The sequence below is a fragment of the Shinella zoogloeoides genome (assembly GCF_003574625.1).
Taxonomy (GTDB): Bacteria; Pseudomonadota; Alphaproteobacteria; order Rhizobiales; family Rhizobiaceae; genus Shinella; species Shinella zoogloeoides_A.
In genome coordinates this window covers 37,249-56,943 of record NZ_QNUJ01000009.1, presented here as the reverse complement: position 1 = coordinate 56,943, position 19,695 = coordinate 37,249, and the positions used below count along the sequence as shown (strand labels likewise).

The 19,695-nt window shown below is 65.6% G+C and carries 21 protein-coding genes; 10 read left to right on the top strand and 11 right to left on the bottom strand.

The genetic code is table 11. The features are described 5' to 3' along the window. Positions 1-111: 111 nt before the first annotated feature. Together rimM and trmD are read left to right on the top strand one after the other, a co-directional pair. Positions 112-687 (top strand): ribosome maturation factor RimM, encoded by a 576-nt coding sequence (gene rimM, locus DSD28_RS18130; RefSeq protein WP_119257830.1) that lies wholly within the window; start codon positions 112-114, stop codon positions 685-687. A 1-nt stretch (position 688) separates the two neighbouring features. Continuing rightward, the gene (gene trmD, locus DSD28_RS18125; protein WP_119257829.1) at positions 689-1,384 is read left to right on the top strand and encodes a tRNA (guanosine(37)-N1)-methyltransferase TrmD; all 696 of its coding nucleotides are present in this window, start codon (positions 689-691) and stop codon (positions 1,382-1,384) included. Here trmD and DSD28_RS18120 read toward each other — a convergent pair. Continuing rightward, entirely contained in the window at positions 1,366-2,112 is a 747-nt protein-coding gene (locus tag DSD28_RS18120) for a sulfite exporter TauE/SafE family protein (protein WP_119257828.1), read from the bottom strand. The genes trmD and DSD28_RS18120 overlap by 19 nt on opposite strands. Positions 2,113-2,409: 297 nt before the next feature. On the opposite strand from DSD28_RS18120, the gene rplS reads away from it, so the two are divergent. From rplS to DSD28_RS18090, 5 genes are all read left to right on the top strand, one after another. Next, complete coding sequence (rplS, locus tag DSD28_RS18115; protein ID WP_119257827.1) at positions 2,410-2,928, top strand: 50S ribosomal protein L19; 519 nt, start codon at positions 2,410-2,412, stop codon at positions 2,926-2,928. A gap of 148 nt (positions 2,929-3,076) precedes the next feature. After that, complete coding sequence (locus tag DSD28_RS18110; RefSeq protein ID WP_119257826.1) at positions 3,077-3,874, top strand: basic amino acid ABC transporter substrate-binding protein; 798 nt, start codon at positions 3,077-3,079, stop codon at positions 3,872-3,874. Positions 3,875-3,883: 9 nt separating this feature from the next. Continuing rightward, entirely contained in the window at positions 3,884-4,699 is an 816-nt protein-coding gene (locus tag DSD28_RS18105) for an amino acid ABC transporter permease (protein ID WP_119257825.1), read from the top strand. A 243-nt stretch (positions 4,700-4,942) separates the two neighbouring features. Continuing rightward, on the top strand, positions 4,943-6,352 hold the full coding sequence (leuC, locus tag DSD28_RS18095; RefSeq protein WP_119257824.1) for a 3-isopropylmalate dehydratase large subunit: 1,410 nt from the start codon (positions 4,943-4,945) through the stop codon (positions 6,350-6,352). Between the two features lie 71 nt (positions 6,353-6,423). Further along, positions 6,424-6,936, top strand: coding sequence for a SixA phosphatase family protein (locus DSD28_RS18090; protein WP_119257823.1), 513 nt, complete (start codon positions 6,424-6,426; stop codon positions 6,934-6,936). Positions 6,937-6,994: 58 nt separating this feature from the next. Here DSD28_RS18090 and DSD28_RS18085 read toward each other — a convergent pair whose 3' ends face one another. Next, positions 6,995-7,825 carry an aldo/keto reductase gene (locus DSD28_RS18085; RefSeq protein ID WP_119257822.1) on the bottom strand — a complete coding sequence of 277 codons (831 nt, stop codon included), beginning with the start codon at positions 7,823-7,825 and terminating at the stop codon, positions 6,995-6,997. A gap of 108 nt (positions 7,826-7,933) precedes the next feature. After that, a complete protein-coding gene (locus tag DSD28_RS18080) occupies positions 7,934-8,479 on the bottom strand; it encodes a L,D-transpeptidase family protein (protein WP_119257821.1) in 546 nt (181 codons plus the stop codon). A 110-nt stretch (positions 8,480-8,589) separates the two neighbouring features. On the opposite strand from DSD28_RS18080, the gene DSD28_RS18075 reads away from it, so the two are divergent. Beyond that, complete coding sequence (locus DSD28_RS18075; protein WP_119257820.1) at positions 8,590-9,273, top strand: response regulator transcription factor; 684 nt, start codon at positions 8,590-8,592, stop codon at positions 9,271-9,273. A gap of 19 nt (positions 9,274-9,292) precedes the next feature. Further along, positions 9,293-9,748, top strand: coding sequence for a cyclic nucleotide-binding domain-containing protein (locus DSD28_RS18070; RefSeq protein ID WP_119257819.1), 456 nt, complete (start codon positions 9,293-9,295; stop codon positions 9,746-9,748). 223 nt (positions 9,749-9,971) lie between these two features. On the opposite strand, the gene DSD28_RS18065 is transcribed toward DSD28_RS18070, so the two are convergent. From DSD28_RS18065 to tesB, 6 genes are all read right to left on the bottom strand, one after another. Continuing rightward, the gene (locus tag DSD28_RS18065) at positions 9,972-10,778 is read right to left on the bottom strand and encodes an exodeoxyribonuclease III (protein ID WP_119257818.1); all 807 of its coding nucleotides are present in this window, start codon (positions 10,776-10,778) and stop codon (positions 9,972-9,974) included. Positions 10,779-10,867: 89 nt separating this feature from the next. Next, positions 10,868-11,542, bottom strand: a complete 675-nt coding sequence (locus DSD28_RS18060; RefSeq protein ID WP_413251104.1) for an outer membrane lipoprotein carrier protein LolA — start codon at positions 11,540-11,542, stop codon at positions 10,868-10,870. Positions 11,543-11,639: 97 nt separating this feature from the next. After that, complete coding sequence (locus DSD28_RS18055) at positions 11,640-14,312, bottom strand: DNA translocase FtsK (protein WP_119257817.1); 2,673 nt, start codon at positions 14,310-14,312, stop codon at positions 11,640-11,642. Positions 14,313-14,548: 236 nt separating this feature from the next. Then, a complete protein-coding gene (locus DSD28_RS18050) occupies positions 14,549-15,910 on the bottom strand; it encodes an ammonium transporter (RefSeq protein ID WP_119257816.1) in 1,362 nt (453 codons plus the stop codon). Between the two features lie 30 nt (positions 15,911-15,940). Next, positions 15,941-16,291, bottom strand: coding sequence for a P-II family nitrogen regulator (locus tag DSD28_RS18045; RefSeq protein WP_162911452.1), 351 nt, complete (start codon positions 16,289-16,291; stop codon positions 15,941-15,943). A 207-nt stretch (positions 16,292-16,498) separates the two neighbouring features. Continuing rightward, positions 16,499-17,380, bottom strand: coding sequence for an acyl-CoA thioesterase II (gene tesB, locus DSD28_RS18040; protein WP_119257814.1), 882 nt, complete (start codon positions 17,378-17,380; stop codon positions 16,499-16,501). A gap of 110 nt (positions 17,381-17,490) precedes the next feature. On the opposite strand from tesB, the gene DSD28_RS18035 reads away from it, so the two are divergent. Beyond that, a complete protein-coding gene (locus tag DSD28_RS18035; RefSeq protein ID WP_119258007.1) occupies positions 17,491-18,711 on the top strand; it encodes a ubiquinone biosynthesis hydroxylase in 1,221 nt (406 codons plus the stop codon). On the opposite strand, the gene DSD28_RS18030 is transcribed toward DSD28_RS18035, so the two are convergent. Further along, positions 18,708-18,896 (bottom strand): Trm112 family protein, encoded by a 189-nt coding sequence (locus DSD28_RS18030; protein ID WP_119257813.1) that lies wholly within the window; start codon positions 18,894-18,896, stop codon positions 18,708-18,710. The genes DSD28_RS18035 and DSD28_RS18030 overlap by 4 nt on opposite strands. 10 nt (positions 18,897-18,906) lie before the next feature. After that, positions 18,907-19,587, bottom strand: a complete 681-nt coding sequence (locus tag DSD28_RS18025; protein WP_119258006.1) for an LON peptidase substrate-binding domain-containing protein — start codon at positions 19,585-19,587, stop codon at positions 18,907-18,909. Positions 19,588-19,695: the final 108 nt, after the last annotated feature.

Sequence of the window (19,695 nt, the reverse complement as noted above, 5' to 3'; positions counted from 1 at the left end):
TGTCTGCCGCAATTCCGAACACGAAACCGCTGCACACTTTTGCTGGAATTGCTCTAGGAGCCTCCGCGCGAACGTCGTAAGAGGCTTTGCAAGACCACACGGAACCGAACCATGGTGAAACTGGAAAATCCCGTCCTCATGGGCAGCGTCGGCGCGGCGCAGGGCCTGCGCGGCGAGGTCCGCGTGAAATCCTACACCATCGACCCGACCGCCATCGGCGATTACGGGCATCTCCACACCGAGGACGGCCGGTCCTTCGAAGTGCTGGAGGTGCGCGAGGCGAAGAACGTCGTCGTCGTGCGCTTCCGCGGCATCAACGACCGCAACGCCGCCGAGGCGCTGAACGGCCTCGATCTCTATATCGAGCGCGACAACCTGCCGGACGAGGAGCTGGACGAGGACGAGTTCTTCTATGCCGACCTCGAAGGGCTGGAGGCCGTCGACACGACCGGCCGCAGCCACGGCAAGGTGACGGGTATCTTCGATTTCGGCGCGGGCGATCTCCTCGAACTCAAGGGGCCGGGCAAGCGTCCCGTGCTCATTCCCTTCTCCGAGGCCGCCGTGCTGGAGATCGACGTCGAAGGCGGGCGCCTGTTGATCGACGCCGTCGCCGCCGGCCTCGTCGATGACGACAAGGACGGTCCCGGCAGCCGCCGTCGCCGCCCGCCGCAGGGCGAGGGGGAGTGACGTGGCTTTCCGCGCCACCATCCTGACACTCTATCCGGAGATGTTTCCGGGCTTTCTCGGTCAGTCTCTCTCCGGCAAGGCGCTGACGCGCGGCGACTGGTCGCTCGACTGCGTACAGATCCGCGATTTCACCACCGACCGTCACCGCACCGTCGATGACACGCCGGCCGGCGGCGGGGCGGGCATGGTGTTGAAGCCGGACGTGCTGGCCAAGGCCATCGACCATGCCTCCGCCGGCGACGACCGCCCGCGCCTCCTGATGAGCCCGCGCGGAAAGCCGCTGACGCAGAAGCGCGTGCGCGAACTTGCGGCCGGCGAGGGCGCGATCATCGTTTGCGGCCGTTTCGAGGGCGTCGACCAGCGCGTCATCGACGGGCGGCAGCTCGAGGAGGTCTCCATCGGCGACTACATCCTTTCGGGCGGCGAACCGGCGGCGATGATCCTCATCGATGCCGTCGTGCGTATTCTGCCCGGCGTCATGGGCAATGCGCTTTCCGGCGAGCACGAGAGCTTCGAGGGCGGGCTGCTGGAACATCCGCACTATACCCGTCCGCAGGTCTTCGAAGGCCGGGAAATCCCCGGCGTGCTGACCTCGGGCAACCACGCGGCCATAGACAGGTGGCGCCGCGAGGAAGCGGAAAAGCTGACGCTCGAGCGTCGGCCGGACCTTCTCTCCGATCAACCCGTCAAGAAGTAATAGGCCGTCAGGGCAAGGCCGACGGCGACGACGAGCATGCGGATCACCGGCTGGGGCACGCGCCGCGCCGCCCAGACGCCGGACCAGCCGCCGAGGCCCGCCGCCGGCACCATGACGGCGGCCTGCGGCCAGCCGACCACCTTGCCGCTGGCGAAGACGACGATGGCCATGGCCGCAATCACCACGGCGAGGAAGTTCTTCAGCGCATTCAGCCGGTGATAGTCGCCGCCCTTGGTCAGCCCGAGCACGGCCAGCGTCATGATGCCCATGCCCGCGCCGAAGAAGCCGCCATAGATCGAAGTGACGAACTGGCCGAACAGCCCGAGCGGCGTGACGGGCTTTTCCGGGCTGAGGGTCTTCGGCTTGAGATAGGGCCCCGCGGCGAAGACGGCGGTTGCGGCCAGCAGCAGCCACGGCACCAGTGCCCGGAAGGACTGGTTGGAGAGCGAAAGCAGCAGCAAGGCCCCGCCGAGGCCGCCGACCAGCGAGAGAGCCCCCAGCTGGACCGCCTCCTTCCAGTCGGCGCGGATTTCGCGGGCATAGGCGAGCGAGGACGTGATATAACCGGGAAATTGCGTGATGGCGGAGGTCGCGTTGGCGAGGATGGGCGGCAGTCCGAGCATCGTCATCGCGCCGAAGGTGAGGAAGGTGCCGCCACCCGCGATGGCGTTGACGACGCCGGACAGGAAGCCGGCAACGAACAGAAAGATGGCGTCGGCAAAGGTCATGATGCTCCCCGGAGCGCCGGCAGGGCCGCGCTCTTCTTCCCGTAAGGGTGATAGCGTCACACCAGAGGAGCCGCAAGGACGGGTGGCGACGGTCCCACCGTCGATTCTTTGGCCGCAGGGGATGACAAGCCGCCTCGTTTGGTGTATTGGCCCGCACGGATTTGGGATTACCCAGCCGACCTGCAAGCAAAGAATGGCGAATCCGCTCCGTCCGGCAACGGACCAACCCGAGAGGCATGACCTCGAAGGCCACCGCCGAGCGCTCTGGCTGTTTCAGAAGAACCGAAGGTTAGACCGATGAACATCATCCAGCAGCTCGAAGCCGAACAGGCCGCCAAGATCGAAGCCAAGCGCCAGCTCCCGGAATTCTCCCCGGGCGACACCGTCCGCGTCAACGTGCGCGTCACGGAAGGCTCGCGTACCCGCGTTCAGGCCTATGAGGGCGTCTGCATCGCCCGTTCCGGCGGTGGCCTCAACGAGAGCTTCACCGTTCGCAAGATTTCCTACGGCGAAGGCGTCGAGCGCGTCTTCCCGATCTACTCGCCGCTCGTCGAAGGCGTCGAAGTCGTCCGCCGCGGTAAGGTCCGCCGCGCCAAGCTCTACTACCTGCGCGATCGTCGCGGCAAGTCGGCTCGTATCGTCGAGAACACCGGCACGCGCGCCCGCAAGCTGAATGACGCCGAGCGCCAGGCCATTGCCGAGGAAAAGGCACGTCTGGAAGCTGAAAAGGTTGCAGCCGCTCAGGCGCTTGCCGCCGAGAAGGCCGCCGCTGAAGCTGCCGAAGCCGCAAAGGCTGCGGAAGCCGCCGCCGAATAATCCGGCCGCGCATCCCGTCATGAAAGCCGTCGGCGCCAGCCGGCGGCTTTTTGTTTTACGGAGAAGCCTTAACGCGCAAGCGGCATGCTTGCCTGCCGCCCTGCACCTGTGACAGTGTTTCGCCGCCACAATTCAGGAGCGTATTTCGATGTTTTCCCGCCGCGCCGTTCTCGCAGGCCTTGCTGCCGTTGCCCTCGCGCCCGCCATGGCATGCGCTTCGGACCTTCCCGATCTCGGCGGCAGGACCGTCGTGGTCGTCACGGAAAACGCCTATCCGCCGCTGCAGTTCGTCGATCCCAAGAGCGGCGAGCAGATCGGCTGGGAATATGACGCGATGAACGAGATCGCCAGGCGCCTCGACTTCAAGGTCGAGTACCAGAACACCTCCTGGGACGCGATGATCCAGGCCGTCTCCGACAACCAGTACAATATCGGCATGACCGGCATCACCATCAAGGACGACCGCAAAGAGAAGGTGGACTTCTCCGATCCCTACATGCGCTCGCAGCAGTTCATGCTGGTGCGCGCCGACGAGAACCGCTTTTCCGACGCCAAGAGCTTCGCCGCGCTCAAGGACGGCCTGATCGCCGCCCAGCCCGGCACCTCGCCCTTCTACACCGCCGTCTACGAGATCCTCGACGGCAACGAGCAGAACCCGCGCATCAAGCTGTTCGAGACCTTCGGCGCGACGGTGCAGGCGTTGCAGGCCGGCGACGTCGACCTCGTCCTCACCGACAGCGTCGCGGCCAAGGGCTATGTCGATGCCTCGGGCGGCAAGCTCAAGGTGGTCGGCGAACCGCTCGGCACGGAGGATTTCGGCTTCATCTTCCCGAAGGGCTCCGACCTCGTCGCCCCGGTCAATGCGGCGATCGCCGCGCTCAAGGCCGACGGCACGCTGGGCGCGCTCGATAAGAAGTGGTTCCTCGACTACAAGATGGGGGAGTGACGGGCGGCCATGGCTCCCGTTTCCCCCGGCGCGGCGAAGGGTGACTATCCCTGGTGGCTGGTCGCGCTCGCCGTCATCGCGCTGGCGCTTGCGGGCGTCATCGTCGCGAACGATCTCTACCGGCAGGTCTTCGGCGTGGTGCTGAAGGGATTGTGGGTCACGATCTTCGTGACTCTCGTCGCCTTCCTGCTCGCAACGCTGCTCGGGCTCGGCGTCGCGCTGATGGCGCTCTCCGAAAGCAAGGCGCTGCGCCAGGTCGCGCGCTTCTACACGGAGGTGATCCGCGGGGTGCCGATCCTCGTCCTCCTGTTCTACATCGCCTTCGTCGGCGCACCGGCGCTGGTGGCTGCCGTCAATTTCATTCTCGGCCCGCTCGTTGCCGTCGGCACCATGGAGCCGGTGCAGGTGCGCGACCTCTCGCTGATGTGGCGGGCGATCATCGCGCTGATGATCGGCTATTCCGCCTTCATCGCCGAGGTTTTCCGCGCCGGCATCCAGTCCGTGGACAAGGGGCAGGTCGAGGCGGCCAAGGCCCTCGGCCTCTCGCGCTTCCAGCGCTTCCGCCTCGTCGTCTTCCCGCAGGCGATCCGCGTGATCCTGCCGCCGCTCGGCAACGATTTCGTGGCGATGGTGAAGGACTCGTCCCTCGTCTCCGTGCTCGGCGTCGCCGACATCACCCAGATGGGCAAGGTCTATGCCTCCGGCTCCTTCCGCTTCTTCGAGACCTATTCCATCGTCGCCTATGTCTATCTCTTCCTGACCATCGGCCTTTCGCTGGCGCTCCGGGCGCTGGAAAAGCGGCTTAGGCGCGGCATCGCGCCTTGATTCTTCGCAATTGCCGAAAGGCGCAAAAATCGCTATATGCGGGTTCATGGAATCCAAGTTCGGATGCACGGAAAAGCATGTCGTCGTGCTGCAGGATCACAAGCGCCTGCCGGCACGCTTCTTTGCGCGTGTCTTCGGGGCGCTCATCAGCCGCCTATCCTGATCGCCGCTTCCAGACGCGATCCCGCAGCCATGCGCTGCGGATTTCCAGAACCCCCTCAACATGCCAGCGGATGAAGAGCCATGAGCGCACCCCGTACCCTCTACGACAAGATTTTCGACGACCACATCGTCAGCCGCCAGGAAGACGGCACCTGTCTTCTCTACATCGACCGTCACCTCGTCCATGAAGTGACGTCTCCCCAGGCTTTCGAAGGCCTGCGCATGACCGGCCGCAAGGTTCGCGCGCCGGAGAAGACGCTCGCCGTCGTCGACCATAACGTCCCCACCTCGCCGGATCGCCACCAGGGCATCAAGAACGAGGAAAGCCGCATCCAGGTCGAGGCGCTTGCGAAGAACGCGGCCGATTTCGGCGTCGAATACTATTCGGAAAAGGATGTCCGCCAGGGCATCGTGCACATCGTCGGCCCCGAGCAGGGCTTCACGCTGCCCGGCATGACCATCGTCTGCGGTGACAGCCACACCTCCACGCACGGCGCCTTCGGCGCGCTGGCGCACGGCATCGGCACGTCGGAAGTGGAACACGTTCTGGCCACCCAGACGCTGATCCAGAAGAAGGCGAAGAACATGCTGGTGCGCGTCGACGGGAAGCTTCCCGAAGGCGTGACGGCGAAGGACATCATCCTCGCCATCATCGGCGAGATCGGCACGGCCGGCGGCACCGGCCACGTCATCGAATTCGCGGGCGAAGCCATCCGCTCGCTGTCGATGGAAGGCCGCATGACGATCTGCAACATGACGATCGAAGGCGGCGCCCGCGCCGGCCTCATCGCGCCGGACGAGAAGACCTTCGAATATATCAAGGACAAGCCGCGCGCGCCGAAGGGCAAGGCGCTTGAAATGGCGCTCGACTACTGGAAGACGCTCTACACCGAAGAAGGCGCGCATTTCGACCGCGTCGTCGTGCTCGACGCGGCCAACCTGCCGCCGATCGTCTCCTGGGGCTCCTCGCCCGAGGACGTCGTCTCCGTCGAAGGTGTCGTGCCGAACCCGGATGATATCGAGGACGAGACCAAGCGTTCGTCCAAGTGGCGCGCGCTGGACTATATGGGCCTGAAGCCGGGCACCAAGATCACCGACATCGCCATCGACCGCGTCTTCATCGGTTCGTGCACCAATGGCCGTATCGAGGACCTGCGTGCCGTCGCCGCCGTCGTCGAAGGCAGGCAAGTGGCCCCCACCGTCAATGCCATGATCGTTCCAGGCTCCGGCCTCGTGAAGGAACAGGCCGAGCGGGAAGGCCTCGACAGGATCTTCAAGGAAGCCGGCTTCGACTGGCGCGAGCCTGGTTGCTCCATGTGCCTCGCCATGAACGACGACCGCCTGAAGCCGGGCGAGCGCTGCGCCTCCACCTCGAACCGCAACTTCGAGGGCCGCCAGGGCTTCAAGGGCCGCACGCACCTCGTCTCCCCCGCCATGGCCGCCGCCGCCGCGATTGCCGGTCATTTCGTCGATATCCGCGACTGGCAGTAAATCCAGGCGTTTGCCGATATGCTGAAAGGCCGGGAGCATGCTCCCGGCCTTTTCCTTTTAGGAGTATCCCGATGAAGCAGCTTCTCCTGCTCCGCCACGCCAAGTCCGCCTGGCCGGACGGCGTCCCCGATCACGACCGCCCCCTCGCCGACCGTGGCCGCCGGGACGCTCCCCGCATGGGCGCCTACATGGCCGAAACGGGCCTCCAGCCGGATTTCGCGTTGATCTCCTCCGCACGGCGCACGCAGGAAACATGGGCGCTGGTGGAACCGGCCCTCGCGAAGCCATGCCCCTCCCGCACGGTGCCGTCGATCTACGAGGCCGAGCCGCAGGCGATCCTCACGGTGATCCGCGACGCGCCGCAGGAAAGCGAAAAGCTGCTCGTCATCGGCCACAATCCCGGTTTCGAGGATCTGGCAAAACTGCTGGCGCCGACAGGAGATGCGGATGCAATTAGCCGGCTAAGGATGAAATTCACAACGGCTGCTCTTGCCGTGATTGTGCTGAACATCGAACGCTGGGTCGAAGCCGCACCCGGCAAGGGCGGCCTCGAATCCTTCATTACGCCGAAGACGCTGCCATAAGGAGCGCCGCCATCTCGGGTATGGTGGAACGGGCGGCCAAGGCCACCCGCTTTCCGCCTCAGAACGTCGCCGTCATCGGGTCCGGCCCGATGCGCTTGCCGTCTTTTTCCAGCGTCGCGAAGGTCGCCATGTCCTCGGCGTCGAGCTTGAAGTCGAAGACCTTGAAGTTCTCGGCGATACGCGAGGGCGTCACCGATTTCGGGATGACCACCAGCCCGTTGTCGATGTGCCAGCGGGTGATGATCTGCGCGGGCGTGCGGCCATGCTTTGCGGCGACCTTGGCGACGACCGGGTTTTCCAGCAGCGTGCCCTGGCCGAGCGGGCTCCAGGACTGGGTGACGATGCGGTGCTTGTCGTGATAGGCGCGGGCCTCCTTCTGCGGGAAGTCGGGATGCAGTTCGATCTGGTTGATGACCGGAGTCACCCCCGTTTCGTCGATCAGGCGCTGAAGGTGCTCGGGATAGAAGTTGGAAACGCCGATGGAGCGGGCGCGGCCTTCCTTCTGGAGCTGGATGAAGGCCTTCCAGGTCGCCACATACTGGTCGCGCTTCGGCGCCGGCCAGTGGATGAGGTAGAGGTCGACATAGTCGGTGCCGAGGCGCTTGAGGCTGGCATCGAAGGCCTTCAGCGTCGCGTCATGGCCCTGGTCGGAATTCCAGAGCTTCGTCGTCAGGAAGATTTCGGAACGGTCGACGCCGGAGGCGCGGATACCCTCGCCGACACCTTCCTCGTTCTCGTAGATCGCCGCCGTGTCGACATGACGATAGCCGGTGGCGAGCGCCGCCTTGACGGCGGTCACGGCCGTCTCGTTCGGGGTCTGCCAGACGCCGAGGCCGACCTGGGGAATGCTGTTGCCGTCGTGAAACAGGATTGTCGGTTGATCGCTCATCAGAATGTCTCCATGAAAAGGGATGGCGTGCTTGAACCCGAAGGGCTTCCCGTGGCGCCTTGCAGCCCGGCGACGGTCGAGGCAGATATAGGCGCGCCGCACGTCATTTCAAAGAACGCGAAGAACGGTTCCGCGCCGGAGATAGGGAAGAATGCGCAGCATGTCGCGCCGGGCGATGGCGACGCACCCCGCCGTCGGCTCGTAGCCGGGACGGATGAGGTGGAAGAAGATCGCCGAACCGGCATTGCGCCGGCGCGCCGACACGTTCCAGTCGAGCACGAGGCAGATGTCGTAGAGCTCGTCCTTGCGTGCCAGTTCCTCGTGGCTCGGCCGGAAGGGCGCGTTGACAGGCCGGTTGTAGCTCGGATGCTTCGGTTCATCGCACCAGAGCATGGACGGGCGTATGCGCTTTATCGGCAGGCCGGTCTTCGGCAGGGACAGGCGGTCGCCGCGCATAAAACCGGAAAGAAGCGGCATGGCGGCAATGGGCGTCGCCCCGTCCCCCTCTCGCTTGCGGTTCGTGCGGCCCGAGCGGCCGATGGCGGCGGGGATGCGCAGCGGCCCCACCTGCACGATGGCACGGGTCTTGCTGCCCGGCGCGGGGCGCACGAGGATCGTCTTCACGCAATGTTCAGGAGATGTGATCCGGTTCATTTCCGTCCGCCATATTCGCGCCATGCGGCAACCTGATCGGCTAAGCCACAGGCGGGCTTGCCAAAAGCGCCAGTTCCCTTACTTTCCAGAGGAATGCCGAGAGGTAAAGCATGACATCCCGCACGATCCTACTTGTCGACGACGACAACGACCTTCGCGAGACGCTCGTCGAGCAGCTTTCGCTCTACGAGGAATTCGCGACGCTCGAGGAAACGACGGCCGGCAAGGGCATCCAGACGGCGCGCAGCAACCAGATCGACCTGCTCATCATGGATGTCGGCCTGCCCGACATGGATGGCCGCGAGGCGGTGAAGCTCTTGCGCAAGGGCGGCTTCAAGGCGCCGATCATCATGCTGACGGGCCATGACACCGATTCGGACACGATCCTCGGCCTGGAAGCCGGGGCCAACGACTATGTGACCAAGCCCTTCCGCTTCGCCGTGCTGCTCGCGCGTATCCGCGCACAGCTCCGCCAGCACGAGAGCAGCGAGGACGCTACCTTCACCGTCGGCCCCTATACGTTCAAGCCCGGCCAGAAGCTGCTGACGCTGGAGAACGGCCAGAAGATCCGCCTCACCGAGAAGGAGGCGGCAATCATCCGTTACCTCTACCGCGCCGACCAGAAGGTGGTGACGCGCGACGTGCTGCTGGAAGAGGTTTGGGGCTACAATTCCGGCGTCACGACCCATACGCTGGAGACCCATGTCTACCGCCTTCGCCAGAAGATCGAGCGGGACCCTTCCAATGCGGAGATTCTCGTGACAGAGAACGGCGGGTATAAAATCGTTCCGTAATCAGTAAGGAGCGCCCGACGTGGCTCTCAGCGACGACATCGCCCTTCTCTCCCGCGTGCCGCTCTTCGCCGGCCTTTCCGACGACAAGCTGCGGCTGATGGCCTTCGGCGCCGAGCGCCGGCGGCTGGTGGAAGGGCAGACGCTGTTTCGCGAGGGCACGTCCGCCGATTGCGGCTTCGTCGTCGCCTATGGCGCGTTCCAGCTGACATCCACGCTTCGGGACGGTTCGACGCGTAATGAAGGCACGGCGGGCGCCGGCACGCTTCTCTCGGAACTCGCCATGATCTCCGCCGTCGAGCGGAAATATACGGCGGTCGCGCTGGAGGACAGCGAGGTCATCCGCATCAACCGCCCGCTCTTCCGGCGCATGCTGGAGGAATATCCCGACGTCGCCGTGCTGGTCGATGCGCGCATCCGCGAGAACCTTGCGGCGATGATCACCCGGATGCGGGGGCTGGCGGGCCGCTTCGCCTGAAGCTCCGTAGCGGGCTGGATTGGCCGTTCACCCTAACCTCTCCCCGCAAGCGGGGAGAGGGGACTTGCCCCACGAACGGTTGCTGATTGGGGAAAACGGCGCGACATACCTCCTTCGCCCCGCTTGCGGGGAGAAGGTGGCCGGCAGGCCGGATGAGGGGCGGTTTCCGCAGGTGATCATCCTTGTCCGAAAGACGCCAGCGTGAAACCTCTCGCAAGCACCCTCAGAAATCGAATTCCGCGATAACCGGCACGTGGTCGGACGGCCGTTCCCAACCGCGGGCCTCGCGGATCACCGAGATGCTGGTAAGGTGCGGGTCGAGATCGGCGGAGGACCAGATATGGTCGAGGCGGCGGCCCTTGTTGGCGGCCTGCCAGTCGGCCGAGCGGTAGCTCCACCACGTATAGAGCTTTTCCTCCGCCGGCACCTTGCGGCGCATCAGGTCCACCCAGGCCCCCTTCGTCATCACGTCGATCAGCCCCTCGGTCTCGATGGGCGTATGGCTGACGATCTTCAGGAGCTGCTTGTGCGACCAGACGTCATGCTCCAGCGGCGCGATATTGAGGTCGCCGACGAGGATTGAGGAAATGCCCGCCTCGGCCTCCGCGTGCAGCAGCTTCATCTCCTCGATGAAATCGAGCTTGTGGCCGAATTTCGGATTGATCGTGCGGTCAGGCTCATCGCCGCCGGCCGGCACATAGAAATTGTGCAGGCGGATCGACTTGTTCCGGTGATGGAAGACCACCGAGACATGCCGCGCATCGCCGACGCCGCAATAGTCGCGCCGCTCGACGATCTCCGTCAGCGGCAGGCGCGAGACGGTGGCGACGCCGTGATAGCCCTTCTGGCCATGCATGACGATATGCTCGTAACCGAGCGCCTTCAGCGGCTTTGACGGGAACTGGTCGTTCGGACACTTCGTTTCCTGCAGGCACAGGACGTCCGGCGAATAGGTCTTCAGGAAATGCTCGACGAGCGGCATGCGCAGCCGCACCGAGTTGATGTTCCATGTCGCGATCGAAAGTGTCATGCCGGCCCCCGGGAAATCGTCCGGGGGTCTTAAAGCATTTTGCCGGCGAGTGGAACCACTTCACGGCGCGCAGGAAGGCTTTCGCGCCGTCAGTTGCGGCCGCGGTTGCGGATTTCATCGTAGGGGATCGAGAAGACCTTGTCGTCGAGCGGCACGCCGGTCTTGACGTTGAAGATCATCACGGACGTGTCCTTGCCCTGGGCGTCGGTGATCGTCCACTGGCGCAGGTCATAGGTCTTGGGATCGAACATCATGGTGATGGTCGAATCGCCGAACACGCTCTTGTCGCCGAGGACGATGGTCGTCAGGTCCGCCTCCTCCTTCACGCCGCGCACCATCTTGGAGGAAAGGTCGATCCTGTTGGCGAGCAGGAGGTTCAGCGGCGTCTTGGAGAGCGGGTAGATGTCCCAGGTCTTGAGCTTGCGGTTGCCGATGACGACGGACTTGCCGTCGGCAATCACGCGCATCGGCGAGGGATCCTCATAGTTGAAGCGGATCTTGCCGGGACGGTCGATATAGAACTTGCCGCCGGTCTGCTCGCCGCGCGGGCCGAACTGTACGAACTCGCCCATCATCGTCTTCACGGAGGCGAAGTGATCGGCGATCTTCTGCGCGGTGCCGCTCGCCTGCGCGGAGGCGGGCGCGGGTGCGAGCACCGAGAGGCCGGCCGCGAGCGTGAAGGCCAGAAGGCCGGTGAAGCCGCGGCGGGTCAGTGTGCCGGCCGGCCGGCCGTGTTCGGATCGGATCATGTCGGTCTCCTTCATGCGTCTGTCATGCGAGCCAAACGCGGCGCCATAATGGCACTGGCTCCTGACGTGAGACTTGCCGGAGAAAACGCCGCGGAAGGCCCCGCGTTCCCGGTCATCGTCCCGAAATTTCGTCTTCCGTCGGCACGAGGATCTCGCGCTTGCCGGCGTGGTTGGCGGGGCCGATCAGGCCCTCCTTCTCCATACGCTCGATCAGCGAGGCGGCGCGGTTGTAGCCGATGCCGAGGCGACGCTGGATATAGGAGGTGGAGGCCTTGCCGTCGCGCAGCACCACGGCCACCGCCTGGTCGTAGGGATCGTCCGAATCGTCGAGGTTGGCGGTGCCGGCCGGGCCGTGGCCGCCCTCGCCGTCCTCGTCGTCGTCCTCGGTGATGGCGTCGAGATATTGCGGCGCGCCCTGCGTCTTCAGATGGGCGACGACGGCCTCGACCTCGCCGTCCGAGACGAACGGGCCGTGCACGCGCTGGATGCGCCCGCCGCCGGCCATGTAGAGCATGTCGCCCATGCCGAGGAGTTGCTCTGCGCCCTGCTCGCCGAGGATGGTGCGGCTGTCGATTTTCGACGTCACCTGGAAGGAGATGCGCGTCGGGAAGTTCGCCTTGATCGTACCGGTAATGACGTCGACGGATGGACGCTGCGTCGCCATGATGACATGGATGCCGGCCGCGCGCGCCATCTGGGCGAGCCGCTGCACGGCGCCCTCGATATCCTTGCCGGCGACCATCATCAGGTCGGCCATCTCGTCGATGATGACGACGATATAGGGCATCGGCTGCAGATCGAATTCTTCCGTCTCGTAGATCGCCTCGCCGGTCTGGCGGTCGAAGCCGGTCTGCACGGTGCGGGTGATCGTCTCGCCCTTGGCGAGCGCCTGCTCGACGCGGCTGTTGAAGCCGTCGATGTTGCGCACGCCGATCTTCGACATCTTCTTGTAGCGCTCCTCCATCTCGCGCACCGTCCATTTGAGGGCGACGACGGCCTTCTTGGGATCGGTGACGACGGGGGAGAGAAGATGCGGGATGCCGTCATAGACGGAGAGTTCCAGCATCTTCGGGTCGATCATGATCAGGCGGCACTGCTCCGGCTTCAGACGGTAGAGCAGCGAGAGGATCATGGTGTTGATGGCGACCGACTTGCCCGAGCCGGTGGTACCGGCGACCAGCAGATGCGGCATCTTGGCGATGTCGGAGATGACCGGCTCGCCGCCGATCGTCTTGCCGAGCGCCATGGCGAGGCGGGCCTTCGAGGTCTCGAAATCACGGCTGGCGATGAGTTCGCGCAGGAAGACGGTCTCGCGGCTCTGGTTCGGCAATTCGATGCCGATGGCGTTGCGGCCCGGCACGACGGCGACGCGGGCGGCGATCGCGCTCATCGAGCGGGCGATGTCGTCGGCAAGGCCGATGACGCGGGAGGACTTGATGCCGGGCGCTGGCTCCAGCTCGTAGAGCGTGACGACCGGGCCGGGGCGAACATGGATGATCTCGCCCTTGACGCCGAAATCCTCCAGCACGCCTTCCAGCATGCGGGCGTTCTGCTCCAGCGCGTCGGCGGAAAGCGTCGCGTCGCGCACCTGGCCCCTCGGCTCGGCGAGCAGGTGGATCGGCGGAAGCTGGAAGCCGTCCGGGCCGACGAAGGAGGTCTGCGCTTCGCGGTCGGCGCGCTGGCCGGGCTTCGGCCGCGCGGCGGGGGCGACGACGCGGGCACCTGCGGCAGGTTCCGCCTGGCGGGCCGGCGCGCGGCGCGGCGCCCAGTCGGCGGCGATGTCGTCGGCGTCCTCGTCCGGCAGGATGCCGCTCGGGCGGGCGAGCGGCTCGTCGCCCATGTCGAAGGGCAGGTCGTCGTCGTCGAGCGAGATCGACGGTGCGGCGACGGCGCGGCGGCCGTCCATGGAGGGCTCCACGCGCTCGGCCGTGCGGCTTGCGGCGCGGGCGCGCACCGGCTCGTTCAGCGTGCCGAACTCGTCCTCGTTGAAATCGTAGGGCTGCTCGATGCCGCGCGCCCTGCGGCGCTGGTTCGAGAGGCCGAAGATGCGGCGCACGCGCGCCTGCCCGGTGTACCAGGCATGGGTCATCGCGCCGGCAAGCACGGTGAGCGGGCCTTCACGCTCGTCGTCCTCGTCGTCTTCCTCGGCCACCGCGCGGGCGCGGCTCTGGGCCGGAGCGGGCGCATGGTCGTCCTCGTCATCGGCCGGGACGGCGCCGACGAGGCCGGCGCTGAACACCATCAGCCAGGCGGCGGGTACGGCGACGATGCAGCCGATGACGGTCGCGAACACGCCGGTGGGATAGGCGCCGGTGAAGAGCGCGGGGAAGCGCAGGATCATGTCGCCGAAGACGCCGCCGAGGCCGGTCGGCAGCGGCCAGGTCACGGGCCCCGGCACGCAGGCGAGCGCGGCGGAGGCGAGGATCGCGCCGCCGAGCCAGGCGACCGCGCGCTGCGGAATGCGGTGGAAGCGCCGGCCGCTCACCATCGCCAGTCCCCAGGCGACGACCGGCAGCAGCGCGATGACGCTGGCAAGGCCGAAGAACTGCATGAAGAGATCGGCGAAGACGGCGCCCGGATAGCCGAGGATGTTCTTAGGCTCGCCTCCTGAAGCGTAGGAGAGGCTGGGATCGGAGACGTTCCAGGTGGATAGCGCGGCGATGGCGAGCGCGAGGCCGGCGAAGATGCCGAGCCCGGCGAGGACCTGTATCTGCCGCAAGACGAATGCCGACAGAACGAAACGGTCGTGACGGTTGTCCAGTCCTGCCGAAATGCTTCTGCTCATGGTTCCAGCCTGTGCCCACACAAGGAAAATCGCGACGATCCGCATGATTCGCGGAAGTGCCTGACTGCGAACCCTACGAAGGAAGGTTTAATGGCATGTTAACCATGCAGTGCCGCATCATGGTTTCCGCAGCGTAAACGAAAAAGACCCGGACCGAAGTCCGGGCCAGAGGCGGATATGGCAAGCCATGTCCGCGATGGATAGTTATGCGGCGGCCGGGCGGGCCGCCGCGGAGCTTACGCGTGATAGGCCGCTTCCCCGTGCGACGAGAGGTCGAGACCCTCGCGCTCGGCCTCGACGGAGACGCGAAGGCCCACGACCATGTCGACGATCTTGTAGAGGATCGCCGAGCCGACGGCGCACCAGACGATGGTGATGGCGACGGCAGTGAGCTGGGTCATGAACTGCGAGGCGATGGAAAAGTCCGCCGCGCCCGTGCCGCCGAGCGAGGGAGCGGTGAAGATGCCCGTGCCGAGCGCGCCGATGAGACCGCCGACGCCATGGACGCCGAAGACGTCCGCCGTATCGTCATAGCCGAACTTGTTCTTCACCACGGCGACGAAGAAGTAGCAGACCGGCGAGACGATGAGACCGAGCACGATGGCGCCGAACGGGCCGACGGAGCCGGCAGCCGGCGTGACGGCGACGAGGCCGGCGATCATGCCGGAGGCGGCGCCGAGCAACGAGGCCTTGCCGCGGGTGAAGGTCTCCACCACCGACCAGGCGAGGATCGCGGCGGCCGTCGCGACGAAGGTGTTGACGGTGGCGAGGACCGCGCCGCCCGAGGCCTCGAGGTTGGAGCCTGCGTTGAAGCCGAACCAGCCGAACCACAGCATGGCGGCGCCGACAAGGGTGAGCGTCATGGAGTGGGGCGCCATCATGTCCTTGCCGAAGCCGGTGCGCTTGCCGACCATGATCGCGCCGATGAGGCCGGCCACGCCCGCATTGATGTGCACGACGGTGCCGCCGGCGAAATCGAGCGCGCCCATCTTGAAGATCAGGCCGTTGCCGTCCCAGACCATGTGGGCGATCGGGAAGTAGACGAAGGTCGACCAGAGCAGCGTGAAGAGGATGACGGCCGAGAACTTGATGCGCTCGGCGAAGGCACCGACGATCAGCGCGGGCGTCAGCGCCGCGAAGGTCATCTGGAACAGCATGAAGATATATTCCGGAATGACGACGCCGTCCGTGAAGGTCGCGGCCGTGCTCTCGACGGTGACGCCCGTGAGGAACACCTTGGCGAAACCGCCGAAATAGGCGCTCGCCGAGCCGCCGAAGGCGAAGGAGTAGCCGTAGATCACCCAGACGATCATCATCATGGCGCCGATGACCGTGCATTGCATGAGGACGGACAGCATGTTCTTGGCGCGCACCAGGCCGCCGTAGAAGAGGGCAAGGCCCGGGATCAGCATGAAGAAGACGAGCAGCGTCGCGAGGAACATGAAGGCGGTGTCCGCCTTGTCCGGAACGGGCGCGGCGGCTGCGGCCTGCGTTGCGGCCGGGGCGGTTTCCTGCGCGAAGGCGGCAGCCGGCGCAAGCAGGGCCGCCGCGGCTGCGGCCGCGCGGGGAAGGATGCGGGTAAGCGTGAATGCAGACATGTTGAAAAGGCTCCCTGACAGGCCGTTTGCTTAAAGGGCTTCGGTATCGGTTTCGCCCGTGCGGATGCGCACGGCATGGTCGATCGAGTAGACGAAGATCTTGCCGTCCCCGATCTGGCCGGTCTTGGCGGCCGACGCGATCGCCTCGACGGCCTTGTCGACAACGTCGCCCGGCACGGCGATCTCGATCTTCAGTTTCGGCAGGAAGCTGACGGCATATTCGGTGCCGCGATAGATTTCCGTATGCCCTTTCTGGCGGCCGTAACCCTTCACCTCGGTCACGGTCAGGCCCTGGATGCCGACGGCGGTGAGGGCTTCGCGCACCTCGTCGAGTTTGAACGGCTTGATAATGGCCATTACGATTTTCATCTGGTTTCCCATCCTTCGTGCTTGTCCCCAGCCGGGGCCATCTCTCTGGCCGTTGGCAGCGCAACGACTGGAGATACACATTCAAGGGGCGTGCCAGATTCGAACGCCTTGGCTAAATGCCTGAAATCAAATCGATAAAAATCGCAGGCATGCTGCGGTGCAAAAATTCACCGCCGCACATGCTCAAAAAATAGTCGTCAATGGAATGGCGCGTAAAATTTAGGCGGTTGCCTTTTTCCGAATCAGCCCCTCCTGGGCGACCGAGGCAATGAGCGTGCCGGAGCGGGTGTAGATCGCGCCGCGCGTCATGCCGCGTGCGCCGAAGGCCGAAGGGCTGTCCTGGCTGTAGAGCAGCCAGTCATCGAGGACGGGCGGGCGGTGGAACCACATGGCATGGTCGAGGCTCGCCACCTGCAGCGAACGGTCGAGAACCGACGTGCCGTGGGCAAAGAGCGAGGTGTCGAGCAGCGTCATGTCGGAGAGATAGGCAAGCACGGCCGCCTGCAGATGACGGTCGGCGGGCACCGGCCCGGTGGTGCGCACCCAGATGTTCTGGTGCGGATCGAGCTTCTCCGAGGAAAGATAGTGTTTCAGCGAGACCGGGCGCAGCTCGATCGGTCGCGGGCGCTCCCAGTAGGCGCGGATATGCGGCGGCGCGGCGGCCATGAACTGCGCCTTCAGCTCCGCCTCGCCGATGAGCTTTTCCGGCGGCGGCACGTCGGGCATCGCCGTCTGGTGCTCGAAGCCGTCCTCGTCGTCCTGGAAGGAGGCGGTCATGAAATAGATCGGCCGGTCGTGCTGGATGGCGACGACGCGGCGCGTGGCGAAGGAGCCGCCGTCGCGGATGTTCTCCACGTCGTAGATGATCGGGATGGAGGGATCGCCCGGCCGCACGAAATAGGCGTGCAGCGAATGCACGAAGCGGTTTTCCTCCACCGTGCGCGTGGCGGCGACCAGCGCCTGGCCGATCACCTGCCCGCCGAACACCCGCTGCCAGCCGACCTGCGGGCTTTCTCCACGAAACAGGCGGGTTTCCAGCCGCTCGATATCGAGCGTCCGAAGGAGAACATCCATGGCGGGGTTGGCGGTCTGGCGCGACATTTGGACGTGGCTCCTCTCTTGGACCCGAGGTAGGAAAGCGTTTCCTCCTCCTCTATATAGGGGAAGGAAAGACCTCAAGCGCCGTGGAGACCGCCATGCCCGAAGCCCAGATGCTCGACGTCCTCGTCGCCGGCGGCGGCTATGTCGGCCTGTCGCTGGCCGTCGCCGTCAAGAAGGCCGCGCCGCACCTTGCCGTCGAGGTGGTGGATGCAGCGCCCGATCATGCCTGGCGCAAAGACGAGCGCGCCTTCGCCATCGTCGCCGCCGCGCGCAACCTGCTCGACGTGCTCGGTATCTGGAGCGAGATCGAGCCGGAGGCCGAGCCGATCCGCCGCATGGTGATCACCGATTCGCGCACGGCCGATCCCGTCCGCCCCGTCTTCCTCACCTTCGAGGGCGCCGGTTCCGGCGACGACGGCCAGCCCTTCGCCCATATGGTGCCGAACCGGGCGATCACCGCCGGCCTGCTGAAACAGGCGGAAGCCCTTGGCGTATCGATTCGCTGGTCGACCTCCGTGGAAGGATTTGCAACCGGCCAGCATTCCACCACCGTCACCCTTTCCGACGGCACGGAACGCCAGACGCGTCTCCTCGTCGCCTGCGACGGCGTCCGCTCGAAGCTGCGCGACATGGCCGGCATCAAGGTGGTGCGCTTCGACTACGGCCAGTCCGGCATCGTCACCACCGTCCAGCACGAGCGCCCGCACGAGGGCACGGCGGAAGAGCATTTCCTGCCCGCCGGCCCCTTCGCCACGCTGCCGCTCACCGGCAACCGCTCCTCGCTGGTCTGGACCGAGCGCACGGAGGATGCCCGCCGTCTCGTCGAGAGCGACGATCTCGTCTTCGAGGAAGAGCTGGAGCGCCGTTTCGGCCACAAGCTCGGTGCGCTGAAGGTCGTCGATGGCCGCCGCGCCTTCCCACTCGGCCTGACGCTCGCCCGCGCCTTCGTCGCCCCGCGCTTCGCGCTGGCGGGCGACGCCGCCCACGGCATCCACCCGATTTCCGGCCAGGGCCTCAATCTCGGCTTCAAGGACGTGGCGGCGCTGGCCGAGACCATCGTGGAAGCCGACCGCCTCGGCCTCGATATCGGCGCCGTCTCGGTGCTGGAGCGCTACGAGACCTGGCGCCGCTTCGACACGGTCCGCATGGGCATGACCACCGACGTCCTGAACCGCCTCTTCTCCAACGACGTGACGCCGCTGCGCGTGTTGCGCGACGTCGGCCTCGGCGTCGTCGACCGCCTGCCGGGCCTGAAGTCCTTCTTCATCCGGCAGGCCGAGGGCACCACCGGCAGCGGCCACCCGCGCATGCTGGTCGGGCAGAGGATCTAATCCTTGATCTCCCGCGCTTCCGAGATCAGCATGATCGGAATCCCGTCTCGGATCGGGTAGGCGAGCTTCGCCTTTTCGGAGACAAGCTCTCCGGCCTTGGCGTCGTAGACCAGCCGCCCCTTGGTCAGCGGGCAGACGAGGAGTTCGAGCAGCTTTGGATCGACGCGGCTGGTGCTGGCATCCATGGGGCGGGTCCTATTGCAGGCGGGTGTCGACGTCGCCGTAGCTGCGCGCCAGTACGATCTCGGTGATGGCGATCAGCGTTTCCGCCCGCGTCTTGAGGTCGGGAGCCTCCAGAAGCGCCTGCTTTTCCGCCGGGCCGTAGGGCGACATCATCGCCATGGAGTTGACCAGCGTCATGTTGCTGGCGCGCTCGACGCTCTCCCAGTCCGCCTCCAGCTTGTTGGCGTCGAGATAGGCCTTGAAGGCGGAAAGCAACGCCTCGCGATCGACGCTTTGTTCGTCGTCGCCGGCCGAAAGGTCAGTGATGAAGGGGGCGATGCGGAAGCTGCGGTAGGACTTGCCGCTCCGCACCTCCTCCAGCAACCTGTAGCGGCAGATGCCGGTGAGCGAGACGATGTAGCGTCCGTCGCCGGTCTCGGCGAAGGAGGTGATGCGGCCGAGGCAGCCGACCTGGCAGAGCGCGGGCGTCTCGCCCGCCGGCTCTTCCGCCCGGTGCTCGCCGAAGACCGGCTGCACCATGCCGACCAGCCGGTGCGAGGCGAGCGCATCGTCGAACATGGAAAGATAGCGCGGCTCGAAGATGTTGAGCGGAAGCTGGCCGCCGGGCAGGAGCAGCGCACCCGTCAGCGGAAAGACGGGAATGGCCTCGGGCAAATCCTCCGGCTTCAGATAACGCGCATTTCCCACCTGCATGGCATTGCCTTCCCAATTCGCAGCGCGGCGAAACATCTCCCGCCCCTCGTCAGCGCGCCCTTTCCCGAATGTGGGGTAGGCGCGGCGTTTCTCAAGGGACGCCGCGCC